Raw genomic sequence first — 19,914 nt, forward strand, 5'->3', positions numbered from 1 at the left:
CTATGAACAAACATTGCTATCGCCTTATCTTCAGCCGCACCCACGGGGAGTTGCGGGTGGTGTCCGAACTGGCCCGCAGCTGCAGCAGCGAGCCGGGGCAGCGCATCGGTTCAGGAATAACAGGTGGAAGTCGTCTGTGGGTCACCGTGCGTCGGTCAGTGTGGCTGCTTGGGCTGTTGATGTTCGCCGGCCCCGTCATGGCAGACGGCATTGTCGCGGACGGCGGTGCCAATCCTTCCCAGCGGCCGGAGGTCATCACTACCCAGAACGGCTTGCCGCAGGTCAACATCACCGCCCCCAACCAGGCTGGGGTCTCACATAATCAGTATCAGCAGTTTGACGTTGACGCCAAAGGCGCCATCCTCAACAACTCGGCGGTGATGACCGCGACCCAGATGGCCGGGATGATCCAGGGTAACCCTAATCTCAATCCCAATTCCGCGCCGGCTCGCGTCATCCTCAACGAAGTCAACAGCAACAATCCCAGCCAGCTGCGCGGTTTTATGGAAGTGGCCGGCGGCAAGGCGCAGGTGATTGTGGCCAACCCCGCCGGCATTGTCTGCAACGGCTGCGGCACCATCAACGCTGGGCGCATGACGCTGACCACCGGCAAACCGCAACTGAACGCCGATGGCAGCGTGGCGGGCTACCAGGTCGAGCGCGGCGTGGTGCGCATCGAGGGCGGTGGGCTCAACGGCGATACCCGTCATGATACCGAGTACGTCGACATTCTGGCGCGCGCGGTGGAGGTCAACGCCGGCGTCTGGGCTAAAGAAGGCGTGTCGGTGGTGGCCGGTCGTAACCGCGTGAGCGCGGACGGCAAAACCGCCGCGCCGCTTTCGGACGACGGCAGTGCCAGGCCTGAGCTTGCCATCGACATGGGGCAGATGGGTGGCATGTACAGCGGCAGTATCCGCATGATCGGCACCGAAGCCGGCGTCGGCGTGCGTAACCAGGGCGGACAGGTCCGGGCGGGCAAAACGCTCACCGTGAGCAGCGAAGGCAAGCTCAGTTGGCGCTCTGATGCGCCGGATGCGGCCACCCAGGCCGGCGGCGATATTCAATTGGCGGCAAAAGGCGACATCGAGACGCACGGCAAAGTGTACAGCGGTGGGCAACTGGCCATAGAGAGTCGCGAGGGAATGTTGACGCAGTCCGGTACGCTGGCGGCGGCCGGGAATGTGCACCTGAACGCCGCGCGCGGCATCCAAAGCAGCGGCCACCTGCTGGCGGGCAGTAATGTCGAAAGCGCGCTGGTCCATGATGCCAATCTGCAGCTTGATAGCCAGGGCGATATCCGCGCCAGTGGCAGTCTGCTCGGTAAAAAGAACGTCAACGCGTCCGGGCGCCGGGTGGATATCAGCGGCGCGCAGGTTGCGGCCGGCCGCACCGCGCTGGCGGCCCGCGAGGGCGGCGTGGCCTTGCGCCAGTCCACCGTAGACAGCGGTGAGCTGGCCGTGAGCACGAAGGGAAATGTGGATGCGCAGCAGGCCAAGGTCAAGGCCGGGCGCTGGGCGGTCGATGCTGACAACCTGTTCAACCAACAGGCTACCTGGTCTCAGACCGGTGACGGTGAGAGCCGTTTCACCCTGGCAGGCGCGCTGGATAACAGTGACGGCACCATCGAGACGCAGAGCCTCCGGCTTTCGGCCGGTCAGTTAGTCAATCAGCGCGGTCGCCTGGTGGCGTTGGGGGAAACGGCGCAGCACTGGCGAGTGGGTGGCCTGCTCGACAATGGCGGTGGCACGATGGGCAGCAACGGAGCGCTTCGCCTCGACGCCGGCCGCCTCGATAACCAGCGCGGCACGATAAAAACCCAGGCGGGGCTCACGCTCCATGTTGATGGCGCGGTGAATAATGCCGGGGGCAATCTGCTGGCGGGGAACGGCCTGACGCTTGAGGCAGGTAGCGATCTGAATAACCAGTCCGGCACCCTGAGCGGCGATGACGTGCGTCTGGCGGTACAACGGCTGGATAACGCGCAGGGGCAGGTCATCGGCCAGGGAAATCTCGAAATGACGGCCGGCCGCCTGGATAACCAACACGGCCTGATTGGCGCCGGCAAGGCGCTGAATGTGCACGCCGGCGACTGGGACAACCGTGGCGGCACGGCGCAAGGCGAAACGGCCGTGACGGCAACGGCGAGCAATCTCAACAACGACGGCGGTAAGCTGCTTTCAGGCCATGCATCAACCCTGCAGACCTCGGGCAACGCCACCAACCGCGGCGGCGAAATCAGTGCCACGGTGCTGACGGTGCAGTCTGACCGTCTCGACAACACGCAGGGCAAGGTGATTGGCCGACAACGGCTTAACCTGCATGCCCGTCAGGGGCTGGACAACACGCAGGGGCTGCTGGGCGCCGATGAGATGCTGACGGTGAGCAGTGAGGGCGAGCTGAGCAATCATCACGGTAGGGTGCAGGGGAATGGGCAAACCACGGTGTCAGCGCGAGACATCCACAACGAGGCCGGCAAGCTGCTGGGCGGGCAGAGACTCTCTCTCACTGCGTCGGGCGTGCTTGGCAACCGCGAGGGGGAAATCAGCGGCGAGTCGCTCACGCTAACGGCGCAGCGCCTCGATAACGCTCAGGGCAAGGTGGTCGCCAGGCAGGATGCGAACCTGACGGCGAAGCAAGGGTTGAGCAACGCCGCCGGCTGGCTTGAAGGCGGCAGCGCACTCGCCGTCAACACCGATGGCGATTGGGACAATCAGGGCGGCACCGCACAAGGTGGCCGGCAGGTCACCGCCAACGCGCAGTCGCTCGACAATACCGGCGGGCGGCTGCAGTCCGGCGGAGGCCTGACGCTGGATGCGACAGGCAATATCCTCAACCGTTCCGGCAAACTGACCGCGCAGCAGGCCCTTGCCGTTAACGGCGGAGCAGCCAGCCTGTTCGATAATGACGGCGGCTCCCTGCAGAGCGGCGGCGATCTGTCTCTGCAGGGAGGCCAGTTGACCAACCGCGCCGCAGGGGTGGTGCTGGGCGGCCAGGCGCTTTCTCTGAATCTGGCGGGGGGCTGGGATAACCAAAACGGCACCTTGACCGGCAATGGCCGCACGCAGGTGCGCGCCGCCAGTCTGCTCAATGCTCAGGGCGCCATCAACGCGCTGGATAGCCTGGACATGCAGTTCACCGGCAAACTGGATAACCGCCAGGGGCGAGTTTTCAGTCAATCGTCTCAGGTGTTGCAGGCACAGGATATCGTCAACACGCAGGGCTGGATGGGCAGCCTGGGGAGCTGGCGGGCCATCAGCGGCGGTTTTGACAATACGCAGGGCAGCGTACAGAGCCGGCAGGAAACACAGCTTACGGCTGACTGGTTGGATAACGCCCGGGGCGTGATGCAATCGGCGCAAAACCTGGCGCTGCGCATCAAACAGGATATCGATAACCGCAGCGGTAAGGTCTCGGCGCAGGGGCAACTGACCGTACAAGGGGCCGCTGACGGCGAGCACGCCGGCGCCATCAATAACACCGGCGGCGAATGGCTGGCGGGCCAGGCGCTGACTATCGCCGCCCGCAGCCTTGATAACGTCCAGGCGGGGCAACTCTACAGCCAGAAGCAGCTGCGGCTCAATTTGAACGGCGGGCTGGACAACCGCGGCGGGAAAATACAGGGCGGCGATGCGCTGACGTTTGATGCGCAGGCGCTGAATAATGCCGGCGGGACGATAGACGGCCAGCAACGCGTGGCGCTGCGCATTCTTGGTTTGCTGGAAAATACCGGCGGTGCAGTGCGCAGCAATGGCGGGCAAGAGGTGTCGGCCGCCGGTATCAATAATACACGCGGCGTACTCAGCAGCCGCGGCGGCATCACGGTGGCATCAAAGCAACTGGATAATACCGGTGGTACGCTCATCAGTCAGGGGGCGGGCACCTACCGACTCGACCGGCTTAACAATCAGCATGGCAAGGTGCACAGCGGCGACGCGCTCACGCTTGAGGGGGCGCAGGTCAACAACCGGGGTGGGCAATTAGTGTCAACCCAGGGGCTGGCGCTCAAGGCCGGGACGCTCGATAACAGCGGTCAGGGCACGCTCAGCAGCCAGGCGGAACTGGATGTGCAGGCCGAGCGCCTGAACAATCGCGATGGCGGGTTGATACTGGGCACCACGCGCACCGATATCACCTCTCGTGATATCGACAATACCGCAGGCCGCCTGCAGAGTAGCGGCCAGATGACCCTCTCGGGGGTAACGCAGCTGGACAACCGCCAGGGGCGGATCCTGGCCAACGGCAACCTCAATATCAATACTGACCGGTCACGGACCGACTCGCCGCTGGCGCTGCTCAACCAGGGCGGGCGAGTGGAGAGCGCCGGGCAACTTACCTTGCATGCGCGTACCTTGGATAATCAGAACGGTACCCTGCTGGGGCTGCAGGCGTTGACGCTGTCCGCGCAGCAGGACTACATCCATCAGGCCGGCGAAACGATCAGCAGTAACGGTACGGTGACGTTCTCTCTGAGCGGCGCCTTTACCAACCTGGCGGATTGGTTGCTGCCCGGCAAGCTGGCGCTCCATGCTGCCAGCATCACCAATCCGGCGGCGCTGGTGGGCAAAACGCTGCAGCTGACGACCGGAGCCTTGCAAAACACCGGGCGTCTTGAGGCGGACAGCATGACGCTGAACGTCGATACCCTGGACAACGCCGCGGCGCTGATGGGCGACGACATCACCGTGAACGGGCGCATTATCGACAACCACGGTGCGCCTGCGGTGATGGCGGCGACCCACAGCCTGACGGTGCAGGCCGGTGAGCGGCTGACCAACCGGGAGGGCGCGCTGATTTACAGCGCCGACCGTCTGCACCTGCACAGCGATGACCTGATTGAAAACCGGGCCAGCTTTATCGAAGCGGACGGTGACGCCACCGTGGAAGCGCGTCGCCTGAACAACCTGCGCGAAGGGCTGGTGATTGAGCGTAACGCCGAGAAGAGCGACTACAAATGGCACCGCTACAACTACTACTGGCGCTCCTACGGTTCAAAGGTCAATCCCGATAAAAGCACCATGGCACCGACCACCCAGCAGCTGACCTATCAGGATGACGCGGCGGCGCAAACCAACCGCTACGGCACACTGCTGGCCATTGATGCGGCGGGCAAGCGCGCACAGGTACGGGTCAAGGACAATAAGGGCCAATTGACCGACCTGTGGGTCAACTACCTGGCGCTCAAGCCGAATGCCGATGGCAGCTATGCGATGACGTTCTATGAAACGCGTGGGGGCAATCAGCTGGCGACCATCCCGACGCCTTATCAAAACGGCTTCCATTGGGAGCACGACTGGACGCAGGTGATGACCTGGGATCCCGAAAAGCATGTCGATATCGACAGCGCGCCGTTCATCACCGATTACAACAACTTCCGCGAACGTACCGAGAGCGGCACGGTGACGCGCGATAAGCTGGTGAGTGAGGGGATCGGCGCGCGTATTCTGGCCGGCGGCAACATGGTGCTGCGCATCACGGGAACGTTGCTCAATGACGCCAGCGTCATTACGGCCAACGGCAACCTGAAGCAGGACGGCGGCGGCAGCGTGGACAACCGCGGTTACTCGGTTAACGAGCGGCGTCAGGCGGCTATCGTTGACCATTATGACAAGGACACGCATCACTGGTACCCCACGTTCAACCGGGACGAAACCACGGCGCTGGCGACCGTTGACGGGGTGATCACCGGCAATGGCACGGTCACCATCAACGGAGCCCGCATCACCAACACCACGGTCAATCAGGCGCAAATCAGTCAACTTGATGCGGCGTTAAAGGCGGTAGATGCCGAACGCGCCGAGCTTGAGCGCAATCCGCTGGCCTTCACGGTAGAGGGCGCTGCCCGACCTGACGGCGATACGACGCTGGCGCCGGGCGAGCAAATGACAAGACCGGGCGCCACGCCGTCCTCGCCGCTGGGGCGCCCACTGCTGCCGTCTGAGCTGGCGCTGACGCAGTTACAGCATCTGGGCAATGTGGCCACCGCCATCCCCAATAACGGCTTGTTTAGTCAACATACGGCGATCGGCAGCCCGTTCCTGGTGGTAACCGATGAACGCTTTACCCGCCGCGACAACTTTATCAGCAGCGACTACATGCTCGAGCGCGTAGGGTATGACCCCGCGCAGGCCCATAAGCGCCTGGGGGACGGTTTTTACGAGCAGCGTCTGGTGCGCGAGCAGGTGCTGGCGCTGACCGGCAAACCGTCCGTCAAGGGCTGGGATGCGATGGAGCAGTACCAGCAACTGATGAACAATGGCAGCAAAGTCGCCCAGGACTTCCATCTGGTGCCGGGCGTGGCGTTGACGCCGGAGCAGATTGCGGCGTTGCAACAGGATATCGTCTGGCTGGTGAGCGAGACGGTGCAAACGGAAGGCGGCCCGCAAACGGTGTGGGTGCCGAAGGTGTATCTGGCACAGACTACGCTGCGCCTGACCGGCGATGGCGCGCTAATTGGCGGCGGTGACCTGCAACTCTCGGCAAACAGCATCACCAATGCCGGCAACCTGTTTGCCGAAAAAGCCCTGACGGTTGACGCCGGGCAGTTCCTGCATCAGGGCGGCGACGTCAGGGCAGGCAGCATTGACGTGCAGGCAGACAGTCTGGCCATGAGCACTAACCTGCAGGACGCGCTGCGCCAGGCGACCATGAGCGCCGGCGACATTCGCCTGCGCGGCACCGATATCACGCTCACCGGAGCGAAACTGGATGCGACCGATACGCTCAGCCTGAGCGCGCGTAACGATCTGACCATCACCGCCGCGAAAAGCAGCCATACCGCCGATCTTGAGGTTATCTCCGGTTCAATGGGTAACCGCACCCGCGGCGGCACGGAAGCGGCAGGCTCCCGGATGGCGCACGTCAGCGGCGAATGGCAGCAGGCTCTGGGGAGTCAGCTTAACGCTGGCGGCAACCTCTCGCTCAATGCCGGGCGAGACGTCACGTTCACGGGCAGCCAGGCCAGCGTCGCCGGCAGCACCCGCGTGCAGGCCGGCGGCGATATCAACATCAGGGCCGAAAGCACCACCAATACCACGCACCTGGACGCCAACAGCCGTACTTCATCAGTCAGTAACGACCGCCAGGAAGAGCGCCTGACAGTAAGCGCACTCGGCGGAGACCAGGGCGTCACCCTGGTGGCGGGCAACCGCCTGTTGGCCGAAGGCGCGCAGATTGACAGTAAAGAGGGGCGTATTGGCGTCAGCGCGCGGGACGTGACCATTAAAGACGCGCGCACCCGCACGCAGGACCAGGACAGCGAAAACAAACGCGAGGGCAAAACCAAAAGCCATCGCATCGAACAAACCGGGCGCGAAATCAGCACCGGCAGCACCTTCAACGGGCGCGAGGGCGTGACCGTGATCGGGCGTGAAGGCGACGTCACGGTCACCGGCAGCACCCTGCACAGCGACCAGGGCGCCATCGCCCTGCAGGCGAAAAACGATGTGATCCTTAACCACACCACCGACAGCGAGCATCGCGTCTCCAACGAGGAAAGTCGCGGCCGGAAAACCAGAGGTGAGCGCGCCGAAGAAGTCCTACGGGAAAACGTGGTGGGCAGCACCCTCAGCGGGCAGGGCGGCGTCACGGTGGTAGCGCAGGACGGCAGCATCATCGCCACGGCAAGCACCCTGCACAGCGACCAGGGCGCCATCGCCCTGCAGGCGAAGCAGGATGTGACCCTCAATACCGCCACCGAACGCGAGTCGGCCCTCAGTGAAGAGCGGTCACAGAAAAAAGGTTTCCTGAAAAAAAGCAGCAGCCACAGCGTGGCGCATGACGCCACCACACGCGAGAAAGGCAGCCTGCTCAGCGGCAACAGCGTCAGCGTCAGCGCCGGCAACGATCTGACGGTCACCGGCTCGGCCATTGCCGCCGACCAGGACGTGAACCTGCAGGCAGGCCGTAACGTCGACATCGGCGCGGCCACCGAGACCGACACGCATTACCGGCTGGAAGAGAAGAAAAAAAGCGGCCTGCTGAGCAGCGGCGGCATCGGCTTCACCATTGGCAAACAGTCGAGCAAACACGAAATCGACGAGAAAGGCCGGACCCAAAGCCAAAGCGTCAGCACCGTCGGCAGCAGCCAGGGCAGCGTCAACGTCACGGCGGGCAACCAACTGCACATCGGCGGCGCCGATCTGGTAGCGGCCAAGGATCTGGCTCTTACCGGCGACAGCGTGACTATCGATCCCGGCGTTGATGCGCGCACGCGTAAAGAGACCTACGAGCAGAAGCAGAGCGGCCTAAGCGTGGCATTGTCGGGCACCGTGGGCGGCGCGCTCAACACCGCCGTCAGCTCGGCGCAGCAGGCGCGAAAAGAAGGCGATGGGCGCCTGAACGCGCTGCAAAACACCAAGGCGGCGCTGTCCGGCGTGCAGGCTGCACAGGCCTGGGAGCGGGATAATGCGCTGACCGCCTCGGCGGAGGCAAAAAACGCCGCCGCCGGTTTACAGCCGGGGGACGAAGGTGCGGCGCAAGGTGCCACCAACACAGTGGGCATCAGCGCCTCCTACGGCAGTCAGTCGTCGAAAAGCGAAACCCGCACCGACAGCCACCAGTCGCAGGGCAGCACGCTCACCGCCGGGCAAAACCTGTCGATAACGGCGAGCGGCAAGAACCACAACGCGCAAAGTGGCGATATCGTCGTCACCGGCAGCCAGCTGAAAGCGGGCAAAGATCTGTCGCTCGATGCGGCGCGGGACATTACCCTGCAGTCGGCGCAGAACCGCGAAAGCACCGTCGGCAAAAACAGCAGCAAAGGCGGCAACGTCGGTGTCGGCATCGGCGCAGGCTCTGGCGGTTATGGCATCAGCGTCTCGGCCGGCGTCAATGCCGGCAAGGGGCATGAGAACGGCAACGGCCTGACGCATGCCGAAACCACCCTGGATGCCGGCAGTAATCTCAAGGTGACCAGCGGCCGCGACACCCGGCTTACCGGCGCGCAGGCCAGCGGAGAAAAGGTCACCGTCGACGTGGGCCGTAACCTGGCGCTGGAAAGCCAGCAGGACAGCGACCGCTATGACGCCAGGCAGACCCAGATGAGCGGCGGGATCAGCGTGCCGATCGGCGCCGGCAGCGGCTCGGCGAATTTTAGCGCCAGTAAGGACAAACTGCACAGCAACTTCGACTCGGTAAAAGAGCAGACCGGGCTGTTTGCCGGCAAAGGCGGGTATGACGTCAAGGTCAAAGAACATACCCAGCTCGACGGCGCTGTGATTGCAAGCCAAGCTGACAAGGAGAAAAACCGCCTCGATACCGGCACGCTGGGCTGGACGGACATCCACAACCAGGCGGACTACAGCGCGACGCACAGCGGCGGGTCATTCAGCACCGGCGGGCCGGTGGGCAAGGATCTGCTGACCAACATGGCCGGCGGCATGCTGTCGGGCGCCAACCACAGCGGGCACGCCGAGGGCACGACAAAGGCCGGGGTTAGCGAAGGTACGCTGATAGTTCGCGACACCGGCAAACAGCAGCAGGATGTGGCGCAGCTGAACCGGGATACCGAGCATGCCAACGCCGGCAGCATCAGCCCGATATTCAACAAGGAGAAGGAGCAAAACCGGCTCAAACAGGCGCAGCTTATCGTCGAGATTGGCGGCCAGGCGATGGACGTCATCCGCACGCAGGGGGATATCGCCGGGCTGAAGGCGCAGAAAGACCCGGCGGCGCTGGCGCAGGCCAGGGAGCAGCTTGAGAAGAGCGGTAAACCGACGAACGATGCGGAGGTGATGCAGCGGGCATACGACAACGCGATGCGGCAATACGGCACCGGCAGCGACCTGCAGAAGGCGGCGCAGGCGGTAACGGGGGCGCTGACGGCACTGGCGGGCAATAACCTGGCGGGCGCACTGGCGAGCGGTGCCTCGCCGTATCTGGCGACGGAAATCAAGAAACTGACCACCAATCCGCTGACCGGTGAAGTCGACGTTGCTGCCAACACAATGGCGCATGCAGTGCTGGGCGCGGTGACGGCGCAGTTGAACAACCAGTCGGCCGCGGCAGGGGGACTGGGCGCGGGGGGCGGTGAACTGGCGGCGCGCTACATTGCCGGGCAGCTGTTCCCGGGCAAGACGGCGCAGCAGCTGAGCGAAAGCGAGAAACAGCAGGTGAGCGCGCTGAGCCAGCTGGCCGCAGGGCTTGCAGGCGGGCTGGCGACGGGGGATACTGCGGGAGCGGTGACCGGCGGGCAGGCAGGGAAGAATGCGGTAGAGAATAACTCGTTGTCAGGAGATAAGGCGCGGGAGTCTGTTAAACAGGCCGCCGAGTCTCTGAAAAATCAGGTTAGGGAAAAGCTGGGTAAAGGCACCACTTCTGCTATCGCGAACGCCATTATCAATGGCCTTGCTGATACAGGTGATGCTGCACTAGGCTCGGCGGACTACGCCGCTGATGCTGCAATGGCACTGGCTTCATGTGCTGCGGGCGACAGCTACTGCAGCAAGGCGATGAGCGACCTGGCCGGGAAGAATCAGGCAGTGGCGGATACCGTTACTGCCCTGATGCAAAGTGAAACCTGGTCAGCGGTGAAAGACACGTTAGTTCAGGCATCTGAAGGGAATCAGGCAGCGCTGGAAGCAACAGGAGGGTTGATTGCTGGAATCATCCTTCCAGGTAAGAAAGTTCCATATGTTCCTAATGCTGGCTCTGTCGGAAATATGGGGGAGTTCTTTAAGCAGGCTGGTTTTGGTGTCTTGGCAAAAGATAGTTCACAGAAAACTAGCAAAATTTATCAAGGACAAACAGTTTATAAAGCTTCTAGTAACATCAGTGATGAGATCCGTAAGGGAGATCAATTTTATCTGGATGCTAGCCATAAAAATCATCTTGAAGTTTTTGATAGCAAAGGTAACTTTAGAGTTGTTTTAAATCTGGATGGCTCAGTTAATGTAGATAAAACAAAAAGTGCTGCTACTGAAGGACGGAAATTACCTAAATGATTAAAGAAATTAATTTTGATGAGTTAAAAGACATTTATCTTCAGTTATCGAAGATAATGCCAAAAAAACCAATAAATGAGAGTGATCTTTTGGTTGATTATAAAGCTCAACAATGTGCTTCATTCCATCGTCAACTTGAATTGCTTGGAAATGCAAAAGAGTTTTTGGTAAAGGCGAGCTTGGATGATGATAAGGTCGCAATACAAGCGGCACTAGTATATATCAGAGTGTACTCAATGAATTTATCAAGTTTTTTTGATGCATTTAAAGAGGATGCGGATTCTTTATTGAGATCTTCAGATTGGCCTGATATACCAGAGCATTATCAAATACCTGCGCATTATAATTGCCCTATCAAGTAGCAAAGTTTCCAGCAATTTGGCCGGGATCTTTGTTTCAAGCATGGTAGGCAAAGGACAGAGCCGACTCGATACCGGCACGCTGGGCTGGACGGACATCCACAACCAGGCGGACTACAGCGCAACGCACAGCGGCGGCAGCTTTAGCACCGGCGGGCCGGTGGTCAAGGATCTGCTGACCAACATGGCCGGCGGCATGCTGTCGGGCGCCAACCACAGCGGGCACGCCGAGGGCACGACGAAGGCCGGGGTTAGCGAAGGTACGCTGATAGTCCGCGACACCGGCAAACAGCAGCAGGATGTGGCGCAGCTGAACTGGGATACCGAGCATGCCAACGACGGCAGCATCAGCACGATATTCAACAAGGAGAAGGAGCAGAACCGGCTCAAACAGGCGCAGTTGATTGGGGAGATTGGCGGCCAGGCGATGGATGTCATTCCCGCACGCAGGGAGATATCGCCGGGCTGAAGGCGCAGAAAGACCCGGCGGCGCTGGCGCAGGCCAGGGAACAACTTGAGAAGAGCGGCAAACCGACGAACGATGCGGCGGTGATGCAGCGGGCATACGACAACGCGATGCGGCAATACGGCACCGGCAGCGACCTGCAGAAGGCGGCGCAGGCGGTAACGGGGGCGCTGACGGCACTGGCGGGCAATAACCTGGCGGGCGCGCTGGCGAGCGGCGCCTCGCCGTATCTGGCGACGGAAATCAAGAAACTGACCACCAATCCGCTGACCGGTGAAGTCGACGTTGCTGCCAACACAATGGCGCACGCTGTACTGGGGGCGGTGACGGCGCAGTTGAACAACCAGTCGGCCACGGCAGGGGGACTGGGCGCGGGGGGCGGTGAACTGGCGGCGCGCTACATTGCCGGGCAGCTGTTCCCGGGCAAAACGAAAGAGCAGCTGAGCGAAAGCGAGAAGCAGCAGGTGAGCGCGCTGAGCCAGTTGGCCGCAGGGCTTGCAGGCGGGCTGGCGACGGGAGATACTGCGGGAGCGGTGACCGGCGGGCAGGCTGGGAAGAATGCGGTGGAGAATAACTATCTGAGCAATCAACAGCGCTCAGATAGAGATAAAGAGTTTGATGCTTGTAAAGGCAATGTGTCCTGTCAATTGCAAGTGGGTGCCAAATGGGATGCTATCAGTCTGGGGCAAGATACCGCTTACAGTGCAGGCATGTTAGTTGGTGTTCCTCAAGGGCTCTACGACTCTGTCGAGAGTTTATCGAAATCCATCAGTGATCCTGCTGCGGCTTATGATGCAATCAAGCAACTGATATCGAGCGATGACATCTTTAGCACAATGTCGGATGCCGTTAAGCAAAACTACATTGATCGCATCAACTTGATGGAGTCGGAGTACCAGAAAGCTGGCGCAAGTGGTGCGTATAACGCGGGTGTTGAAGCCGGTAAACTAGTGTCTGATCTGATTGGTGCTGTTGCAGGTGGCGTTGGTGTTGCAAAAGTGGGGACAGCTCTCACAGAGAAAATTGCAGCAAAAGTGGTTGGCAAAATTGACTCACCAAATCTTAAAACACCATCTGGTAACCCTAATAGTTCAAGTGCTATTACTGATGTTGAGGCAGGCGGGTATTCTTACTATGACCAATTCAAGAATGCTAATGGGGGATGGGATTGGCCTAAGAATTTGGGATTTGAAGGTGATCCTGTCAAAACTACAATCCCAGTAGGTACTCGTTTGGATAGATATGGAGAGCCCAATGGTTCTTTCCTTGCACCGAAAGGGACACCTTACGAACAACGGGCCCTTGCGCCTGGTGCTAAAGCTGAAAAATATTATGAGTATGAGGTAATAAAACCTTTGCCTGCAATACAAGGAGAAATTGCTCCTGCTTTTGGTCAGCCAGGTGGAGGTGTCCAAATATTACCCAACATGCAAGAACGAGTAAATGTTGACTGGCTGGTGAAAAATGGATATCTACGGGAGATAAAGTAATATGCTGCTCTCTTTTTCTGAAATACAAAGAAAAATTAATGACCTAGGGGCGAGTGTCGGGATTCCTGCAAGTGATTTGCACATTTTTTCATCATCACCTGGTGATGGTAGGCCACATATTTCCTATGATGGTGGTTTGTACAATTATGTATATGCAGAGAGAGGGGTAGAGTTTTTTAGAAAAACAACGAGTTCAAAAGATGAGCTGTTTTATTGGATTATGTCTGACTTCATTTATAAAGTAGCCTTTCAATATGAACTGGAAAATCGTGTTGAGAACAGAGATGGGCGGCGAATTGCGTTCAATAAAGTACTTGATCTTATGGGGATTATTAGTGATGAGTGGAGATTAAAGGCTCAGCATGAAATTGATGATATCCTCACTAAAAATCCGTATATAGATACTTTAAATTAAAGTAACAAAATCCCGGCCAATTCCGCCGACTAAAGTCGGCGGTAGTTGAGCCCGCGACTCCGCTTTTAGTTGACTAACAGTGCTGGTAGATAGACCGGCATCGACTTCGTCTAGCAAAGCAGCGAGCGCTTCGTGGAGGTCACCAGCAATGTCAGTCAGTTACAGTGGTAGAGAAATGACTCTATTTGATGAATGTAAAGAAGCTCTCAGTGCTGATTTCGAAGTGCTTGAAGGTCAGAGAGAGAAGGATGCTCTTGATGTTTTGTATAAATATCCCTTTGCTAATGGGAACTTACTATGGTCTGAATTTAAGTATTCCGATTATGAAGATATAAATGATCTTGTATCTGATAATTATAATAAAAGTTATGATGTGTTCGTTTTTGTGGATGATATTAACATTCCTATTTTTAGAGCTAACCTAATGTTGGTTGCTGAAAATATTTATGATGTTACAGCTTTGTCTCCTAAAATGTTCATTTTTAATAACGAATTGATATTGCAGCCTCTATTTCCAACGGAGATAATCCGTCTAGGTATAAAGGATTAGCAGTATATTATAGCCCGGCCTTGGTGCAGGGCTCTTTTTACTCGTCAGTACCTGAAGCGGCCTGATAAAAATTACCCTAATGGAAATATGGGCACCGCTCATGCAGAAATAGGTGTGATTCAGCAAGCCTTTGATAAAGGAATGACTCAAGGGCGTGAAATGGCGATGAGTGTAACTGGTAAGGAAGTATGTAACTACTGTCTGAGTGATGTAAGAACTATGGCAGAAAAGGCCGGATTAAAGTCACTGACGATATACGAAGAAGCAACTGGTAACGTTCTTTTTTGGCTGCAAGGGATGAAAAAAATAGAGAACCGAGGGCCGGAAAAATGATGAATTATGAACTTTCTTGTCTATGGACTGGTGAGCAATATGCCAGGAATGAGTCCCCTTTATGGCCCGATGTGCTCGATTTTTTAAATATTTTGAAGAATAGTAGTGGTAGTGTAAATATTAGGATCATTAATGCTCCAGAAGTTGGGCCTGACAGACTCAGTGTTGAGGCAGAGAATGGCTTTTATCTGGTGACTTTGCTTGAATATGATGAGTCTGGGAGCGATGTAAGGTCTATATGGGATCAAACCTCTTCTTCTGGGGAAAATGTCATGATTCTTGGTAATTACTGGCCGAAGCGGCAGCTTACTAAGGACTTTGATCTTGTTGTCAGGATCTTTAAAGAGTTCTTTGATACAGGCAATGTTTCAATGGATCTTCTGAATTAAAACAGTAACCCCGGTTTTGACCGGGGTTGTGCTTCTAATCTCTAAATCCTCCCACTTCTCGCCGCCGCGACCGGATCACACCGGGCGCAGCAGAGACCTCCAGGTGTTCCGCCTCGGTGATCCCGGGCTGACTTAGCCAGTCGCCAGCGATAACCTGCTCGCCGTTCTCTCGCGCCTGGTCGGCCCCCAAATCTTGCCGCTGTTGGCTGGCCTGGCAGAGTTCGCGCCAGGTGGTCTTATCGGTGACGGTGGTGATCCAGAGTATGTGATGCTGAAACGTCAGTTGTCATGAGGACCGGGGTAAACTCGAGTGTAGTGATCGCGTCTGCTGAGGCGAAAAACGCCGCCGCCGGCTTGCTGCTGGGAGACAGAGGTGCAGCACAAGGCGCCACCAACATTTGAAACATTAAAAGATGGTCAAAAAACAGGCAGTGCGCACATGGTGATAACTCAATGAAAGGTGAGCTTAAATCTTTAGGTGTTTACTCAGCAGAATTCACTCCAGAAACTTATCAACCTGATGAGATTGATTGTTTTGGATTATGGGTCAACTTATGTATCGGTCCTGAAAATGAGGTCGGAGGGCATGATTATCAAGTGTTAATTTGCACTCCTGAATGGCTTTGTAAGAATCGCTGGGTGCCTGAGCTGATACGTCATACTCTGTTGGTTCGAAAGTACGATCTTGATGAGATCACCAAAACCATCACGGATTATATTGACCAGTGTGAAGGTAGTGACTGGATGGAGATTGCTCAGAAACTCTCTCGTGTTTTTGCTTGGGAATATGAGGATTACCAACCATAAGCAAAATCCGATGTTAGTGAGGGAGCGCTGATAGTCCGCGACACCGGCAAACAGCAGCTGAACCGGGATACCGAGCATGCCAACGACGGCAGCATCAGCCCGATATTCAACAAGGAGAAGGAGCAAAACCGGCTCAAGCAGGCGCAGCTTATCGGCGAGATTGGCGGCCAGGCGATGGACGTGATTCGCACGCAGGGCGATATCGCCGGGCTGAAGGCGCAGGCCAGGGAGCAGCTTGAGAAGAGCGGTAAACCGACGAACGATGCGGCGGTGATGCAGCGGGCATACGACAACACGATGCGGCAATACGGCACCGGCAGCGACCTGCAGAAGGCGGCGCAGGCGGTGACGGGGGCGCTGACGGCGCTGGCGGGCAATAACCTGGCAAGCGGCGCCTCGCCGTACCTGGCGACGGAAATCAAGAAGCGGGTCGGTGAAGACAATATTCCTAGGGGCGACATCTTCAGACAAACTGTCGTCCGTTAACGGCCCAACCCCTTAAGCAGCGCACTGCTCAAGAGGCCGGCCGTTTCTCCTAACGGCGAGACTCAGCCGCGGCCGGTCTCCTCCCGCAGCGCGGCGCTGACCTCATGCGTCGTCGGCTGTTCGGAGCGCAACGCCCGGCGGATCGCGAAGAAGGCGGCGATCAGCATGGTCACCGCCACCAGCATAAAGAACCCGCACAGCGCGGCGTTGATTTGGTTGCTGAATACGATGGTTTCCATGTCTTTCAGCGATTTGGCCGGCGCAATGATCGTGCCTTGCTCGATGCCGGTGGAAAATTTCTTCGCCTGCGCCAGGAAGCCGATGCTCGGTTTCTCATGGAAGATCTTCTGCCAGCCGGCGGTCATGGAGGTGACGAACAGCCAGGCGGTCGGCAGAATGGTGACCCAGGCGTAACGCTGTTTTTTCATCTTGAACAGCACCACGGTGCCGAGGATCAGCGCCATTGACGCCAGCATCTGGTTGCCGATGCCGAACAGCGGCCACAGGGTATTGATGCCGCCCAGCGGATCGACCACGCCCTGATACACGAAGAAGCCCCAGCCGGCCACCGCCACCGTGGTGCCCGCCAGGTTGCCGAACCACGAACGGTTGTTGGCCAGCTGCGGTACCGCCACGCCCACCAGATCCTGCACCATAAAGCGGCAGGCGCGGGTGCCGGCGTCGACGGCGGTCAGAATGAACAGCGCTTCGAACAGAATGGCGAAGTGGTACCAGAAGGCCATCATCGCCCGGCTGTTGAACACCTCGCTGATGATGTGTGCCATGCCCACGGCGAAGGTCGGGGCGCCGCCGGCGCGCGACAGGATGGAGTTCTCACCCACCTCTTTGGCGATCAGCGCCAGCGTTTCCGGCGTGACGATAAAGCCCCAGCTGTTGATGACCTGCGAAGCATTTTCCACCGTGGTGCCGATTAGCGCCGCCGGTGAGTTCATGGCGAAGTAAACCCCCGGATCCAGCACCGAGGCGCAGATCAGCGCCATGATGGCGACGAAAGACTCCATCAACATGGCGCCGTAACCGATAAAGCGGATGTGGCTTTCGCGCTCCACCAACTTGGGCGTAGTGCCGCTGGAGACCAGCGCGTGGAAGCCGGAAATGGCGCCGCAGGCGATGGTGATGAACAGGAACGGGAACAGGGCGCCGGCGAACACCGGGCCGCTGCCGTCGATGAAGCGCGAGACCGCCGGCATTTTCATCTCCGGCATGGCGAAGACGATGCCGATGGCCAGGCCGATGATGACGCCGATTTTCATAAAGGTGGAAAGGTAGTCGCGCGGCGCCAGCAGCAGCCACACCGGCAGCACCGAAGCGACGAAGCCGTAGATCACCAGCACCCAGGTCAGGGTGGTGCCGTGCAGCGTGAAGAACGGCCCCCAGTAGGGATCTTGCGCCACGTTGCCGCCGTAAATGATCGCCAGCAGCATCAGCACGAAGCCGATCACCGAAATTTCAGCGATTTTGCCCGGCCGGATAAAACGCATGTAGATGCCCATGAACAGCGCGATCGGGATGGTGGCGGCGATGGTGAACAGCCCCCAGGGGCTGTCGGCCAGCGCTTTTACCACCACCAGCGCCAGCGCCGACAGGATGATGATCATCACCCCCAGCGCGCCGAGCATGGTGATCACCCCGGCGAAGGCGCCCAACTCTTGCTTGGCCATTTCCCCCAGCGAACGCCCGTCGCGGCGCGTGGAAATGAACAGCACCAGGAAATCCTGCACCGCGCCGGCCAGCATGACGCCGACCAGGATCCAGATGGTCCCCGGCAGGAAGCCCATCTGCGCGGCCAGAATCGGCCCCACCAGCGGCCCGGCGCCGGCGATGGCGGCGAAGTGGTGGCCGAACAGCACCCATTTGTTGGTGGGCACATAGTCCAGGCCGTCGTTGCGGCGTTCGGCCGGGGTCAGACGGCGGTCGTCCAGTTCAAAGACCTTGTCGGCAATAAACCGGCTGTAGAAGCGGTAGGCGATGCTGTAGCAGGCGACGGCGGCGACCACCAGCCAGACGGCGTTGACGTGTTCGCCGCGGCTGAGCGCCAGCATGGCGAAGGCGAAGGCGCCGACCAACGCCACCAGCAGCCAGATAAGTCCGGACCTGATGTTTTTCATGAAACAACTCCTTGGCGTACAGAGGTAAAAATCGACGTTGTTATTTGGAATGACGTTTTAACAGTAGAAGTTTTGCCGCTGAACCGCGGCAGGTCGGATGAGAAATGTGAAGCAGGTGGGGTTTTAGTGTAAAAACAAAGTGATGAAACAGCGTTGGCGCAGGCTGCCGCCCACAGAATCCCGGGCAGTTATTCATTCTGCATTTTCGCGGCGCGTACAGCGAATCATTGTCGTTTTTTATCTGGATACGGCGTCTGGCGGATTATTATTTTATCTGTCGAGGCGAGCCGAAATAAAATTATTCATGCCGTGTTATACCTTTATTTTCACCCCCAGGTTTATTCATTCACCAAATAAATAATAAAATCACGAAAGGAATGTAATTATGATAAATAAAATCATCGAAGGGTATTTACCGCAGCTCACGGCTATTCGGCACGATATTCATCAGCACCCCGAATTGGGTTTCGAAGAGTTTCGTACCAGCGATCTGGTCGCGGATTATCTGAGTTCGTGGGGTTATGAGGTGCACCGCGGATTGGCGGGCACCGGCGTGGTGGGCACGCTGCGGGCGGGCGACGGCGTGAAAAGCCTCGGGCTGCGCGCCGATATGGATGCCTTGCCGATCGAGGAGAACACCGGCAAACCCTGGAGCAGCAGCGTGGCCAACCGCATGCACGCCTGCGGCCATGACGGCCATACCACCATGCTGCTCGGCGCCGCCCGTTACCTGGCGCATACGCGCAACTTCAACGGCACGCTGCACCTGATTTTCCAACCGGCGGAAGAGATGCTGAACGGCGGCGCGCGCATGGTGGAACAGGGGCTGTTCGAGCGCTTCCCCTGCGACGCCATCTTCGCCATGCACAACATGCCGGGCATGCCGCTCGGTGAGTTCTTCTTCCAGCACGGCCCGTTTATGGCCTCGATGGATCAGTTCAACGTGCGGGTGCAGGGGCGTGGCGGCCACGGAGCCATCCCGCAGCTGACGATCGATCCGGTGCTGGTGGCCTCGCATATCACCGTTTCCCTGCAGAGCATCGTCTCGCGCAATATCGATCCGCTGGAAGCGGCGGTGATCACCGTCGGCAGCATCAAGGCCGGTGAGGCGGCCAACGTGATCCCGGACAGCGCGGAGATGAAGCTCAGCGTGCGCTCGCTGGATCGCCAGGCGCGCGCAACCTTGCTGGCGCGCATTCCGGCGCTGATCGAGGCGCAGGCGGCAAGCTTCGGCGCTCACGCGGTGGTGGAACATGTTAACGGCACGCCGGTGCTGATCAACGACGAAGGGATGACCCGTTTCGCCCACCGCGTGGCACAGCAGCAGTTCGGCGCCGCCCGCGTGCACTATGGCGCCCGGCCGCTGATGGGCAGCGAAGATTTCGCCTTCATGCTCGATGCGCACCCGCAGGGCTGTTACCTGATCATCGGCAACGGCGATGGCGAAGGCAGCTGCATGGTGCATAACCCGGGATATGACTTTAACGACGGCTGTCTGGCGGCCGGCAGCCATTATTGGGCAGCGTTGGCGGAAGCGTATTTAAAATAAA

Annotated in this window: 12 protein-coding genes; 11 read left to right on the plus strand and 1 reads right to left on the minus strand. The window is 58.7% G+C overall.

Annotated elements, in window-relative coordinates:
• The first annotated feature begins 2 nt into the window (after positions 1–2).
• The 10 genes from ACJ8HN_RS04950 to ACJ8HN_RS04995 all read left to right on the plus strand — a co-directional run bounded on the left by ACJ8HN_RS04950 (position 3) and on the right by ACJ8HN_RS04995 (position 16,235).
• Positions 3–10,940, plus strand: coding sequence for a hemagglutinin repeat-containing protein (locus ACJ8HN_RS04950; protein ID WP_120150968.1), 10,938 nt, complete (start codon positions 3–5; stop codon positions 10,938–10,940).
• The gene (locus ACJ8HN_RS04955; RefSeq protein ID WP_125460730.1) at positions 10,937–11,302 is read left to right on the plus strand and encodes a hypothetical protein; all 366 of its coding nucleotides are present in this window, start codon (positions 10,937–10,939) and stop codon (positions 11,300–11,302) included. Before ACJ8HN_RS04950 ends, ACJ8HN_RS04955 begins: the two co-directional genes overlap by 4 nt.
• Before the next feature lie 40 nt (positions 11,303–11,342).
• Complete coding sequence (locus ACJ8HN_RS04960; RefSeq protein WP_060438595.1) at positions 11,343–11,768, plus strand: hypothetical protein; 426 nt, start codon at positions 11,343–11,345, stop codon at positions 11,766–11,768.
• 83 nt (positions 11,769–11,851) lie between these two features.
• Positions 11,852–13,255, plus strand: a complete 1,404-nt coding sequence (locus tag ACJ8HN_RS04965; protein WP_060438596.1) for a glycohydrolase toxin TNT-related protein — start codon at positions 11,852–11,854, stop codon at positions 13,253–13,255.
• A 1-nt stretch (position 13,256) separates the two neighbouring features.
• Positions 13,257–13,670 carry an Imm63 family immunity protein gene (locus ACJ8HN_RS04970; RefSeq protein ID WP_060421284.1) on the plus strand — a complete coding sequence of 138 codons (414 nt, stop codon included), beginning with the start codon at positions 13,257–13,259 and terminating at the stop codon, positions 13,668–13,670.
• 175 nt (positions 13,671–13,845) lie between these two features.
• Positions 13,846–14,220, plus strand: a complete 375-nt coding sequence (locus ACJ8HN_RS04975) for a CDI toxin immunity protein (protein WP_060438597.1) — start codon at positions 13,846–13,848, stop codon at positions 14,218–14,220.
• A gap of 51 nt (positions 14,221–14,271) precedes the next feature.
• The gene (locus tag ACJ8HN_RS04980; protein ID WP_420287103.1) at positions 14,272–14,553 is read left to right on the plus strand and encodes a cytidine deaminase-like fold-containing protein; all 282 of its coding nucleotides are present in this window, start codon (positions 14,272–14,274) and stop codon (positions 14,551–14,553) included.
• Entirely contained in the window at positions 14,553–14,942 is a 390-nt protein-coding gene (locus ACJ8HN_RS04985; protein ID WP_072265011.1) for a DUF6911 family protein, read from the plus strand. The genes ACJ8HN_RS04980 and ACJ8HN_RS04985 overlap by 1 nt, the downstream gene beginning before the upstream one ends.
• A gap of 453 nt (positions 14,943–15,395) precedes the next feature.
• Positions 15,396–15,749 carry an immunity 8 family protein gene (locus ACJ8HN_RS04990; protein ID WP_072008382.1) on the plus strand — a complete coding sequence of 118 codons (354 nt, stop codon included), beginning with the start codon at positions 15,396–15,398 and terminating at the stop codon, positions 15,747–15,749.
• A 174-nt stretch (positions 15,750–15,923) separates the two neighbouring features.
• Positions 15,924–16,235, plus strand: coding sequence for a hypothetical protein (locus ACJ8HN_RS04995; RefSeq protein WP_060438598.1), 312 nt, complete (start codon positions 15,924–15,926; stop codon positions 16,233–16,235).
• A 62-nt stretch (positions 16,236–16,297) separates the two neighbouring features.
• Here the strand turns inward: ACJ8HN_RS04995 and ACJ8HN_RS05000 are convergent, their stop codons facing one another.
• Positions 16,298–18,364 carry a carbon starvation CstA family protein gene (locus tag ACJ8HN_RS05000; RefSeq protein ID WP_033653036.1) on the minus strand — a complete coding sequence of 689 codons (2,067 nt, stop codon included), beginning with the start codon at positions 18,362–18,364 and terminating at the stop codon, positions 16,298–16,300.
• A 385-nt stretch (positions 18,365–18,749) separates the two neighbouring features.
• Here ACJ8HN_RS05000 and ACJ8HN_RS05005 point away from each other — a divergent pair, with 385 nt between their 5' ends.
• Complete coding sequence (locus ACJ8HN_RS05005; RefSeq protein ID WP_442523117.1) at positions 18,750–19,913, plus strand: M20 aminoacylase family protein; 1,164 nt, start codon at positions 18,750–18,752, stop codon at positions 19,911–19,913.
• Position 19,914: the final 1 nt, after the last annotated feature.

The sequence above is a fragment of the Serratia sp. CY29653 genome (assembly GCF_052169255.1).
Taxonomy (GTDB): Bacteria; Pseudomonadota; Gammaproteobacteria; order Enterobacterales; family Enterobacteriaceae; genus Serratia; species Serratia sarumanii.

Bases quoted from the DNA above. Each gene is read 5' to 3' on its own strand.
- ACJ8HN_RS04950 (WP_120150968.1), top strand. From the start codon at position 3: ATGAACAAACATTGCTATCGCCTTATCTTCAGCCGCACCCACGGGGAG.
- ACJ8HN_RS04955 (WP_125460730.1), top strand. From the start codon at position 10,937: ATGATTAAAGAAATTAATTTTGATGAGTTAAAAGACATTTATCTTCAG.
- ACJ8HN_RS04960 (WP_060438595.1), top strand. From the start codon at position 11,343: ATGGTAGGCAAAGGACAGAGCCGACTCGATACCGGCACGCTGGGCTGG.
- ACJ8HN_RS04965 (WP_060438596.1), top strand. From the start codon at position 11,852: ATGCAGCGGGCATACGACAACGCGATGCGGCAATACGGCACCGGCAGC.
- ACJ8HN_RS04970 (WP_060421284.1), top strand. From the start codon at position 13,257: ATGCTGCTCTCTTTTTCTGAAATACAAAGAAAAATTAATGACCTAGGG.
- ACJ8HN_RS04975 (WP_060438597.1), top strand. From the start codon at position 13,846: ATGACTCTATTTGATGAATGTAAAGAAGCTCTCAGTGCTGATTTCGAA.
- ACJ8HN_RS04985 (WP_072265011.1), top strand. From the start codon at position 14,553: ATGAATTATGAACTTTCTTGTCTATGGACTGGTGAGCAATATGCCAGG.
- ACJ8HN_RS04990 (WP_072008382.1), top strand. From the start codon at position 15,396: ATGAAAGGTGAGCTTAAATCTTTAGGTGTTTACTCAGCAGAATTCACT.
- ACJ8HN_RS04995 (WP_060438598.1), top strand. From the start codon at position 15,924: ATGGACGTGATTCGCACGCAGGGCGATATCGCCGGGCTGAAGGCGCAG.
- ACJ8HN_RS05000 (WP_033653036.1), bottom strand. From the start codon at position 18,364: ATGAAAAACATCAGGTCCGGACTTATCTGGCTGCTGGTGGCGTTGGTC.
- ACJ8HN_RS05005 (WP_442523117.1), top strand. From the start codon at position 18,750: ATGATAAATAAAATCATCGAAGGGTATTTACCGCAGCTCACGGCTATT.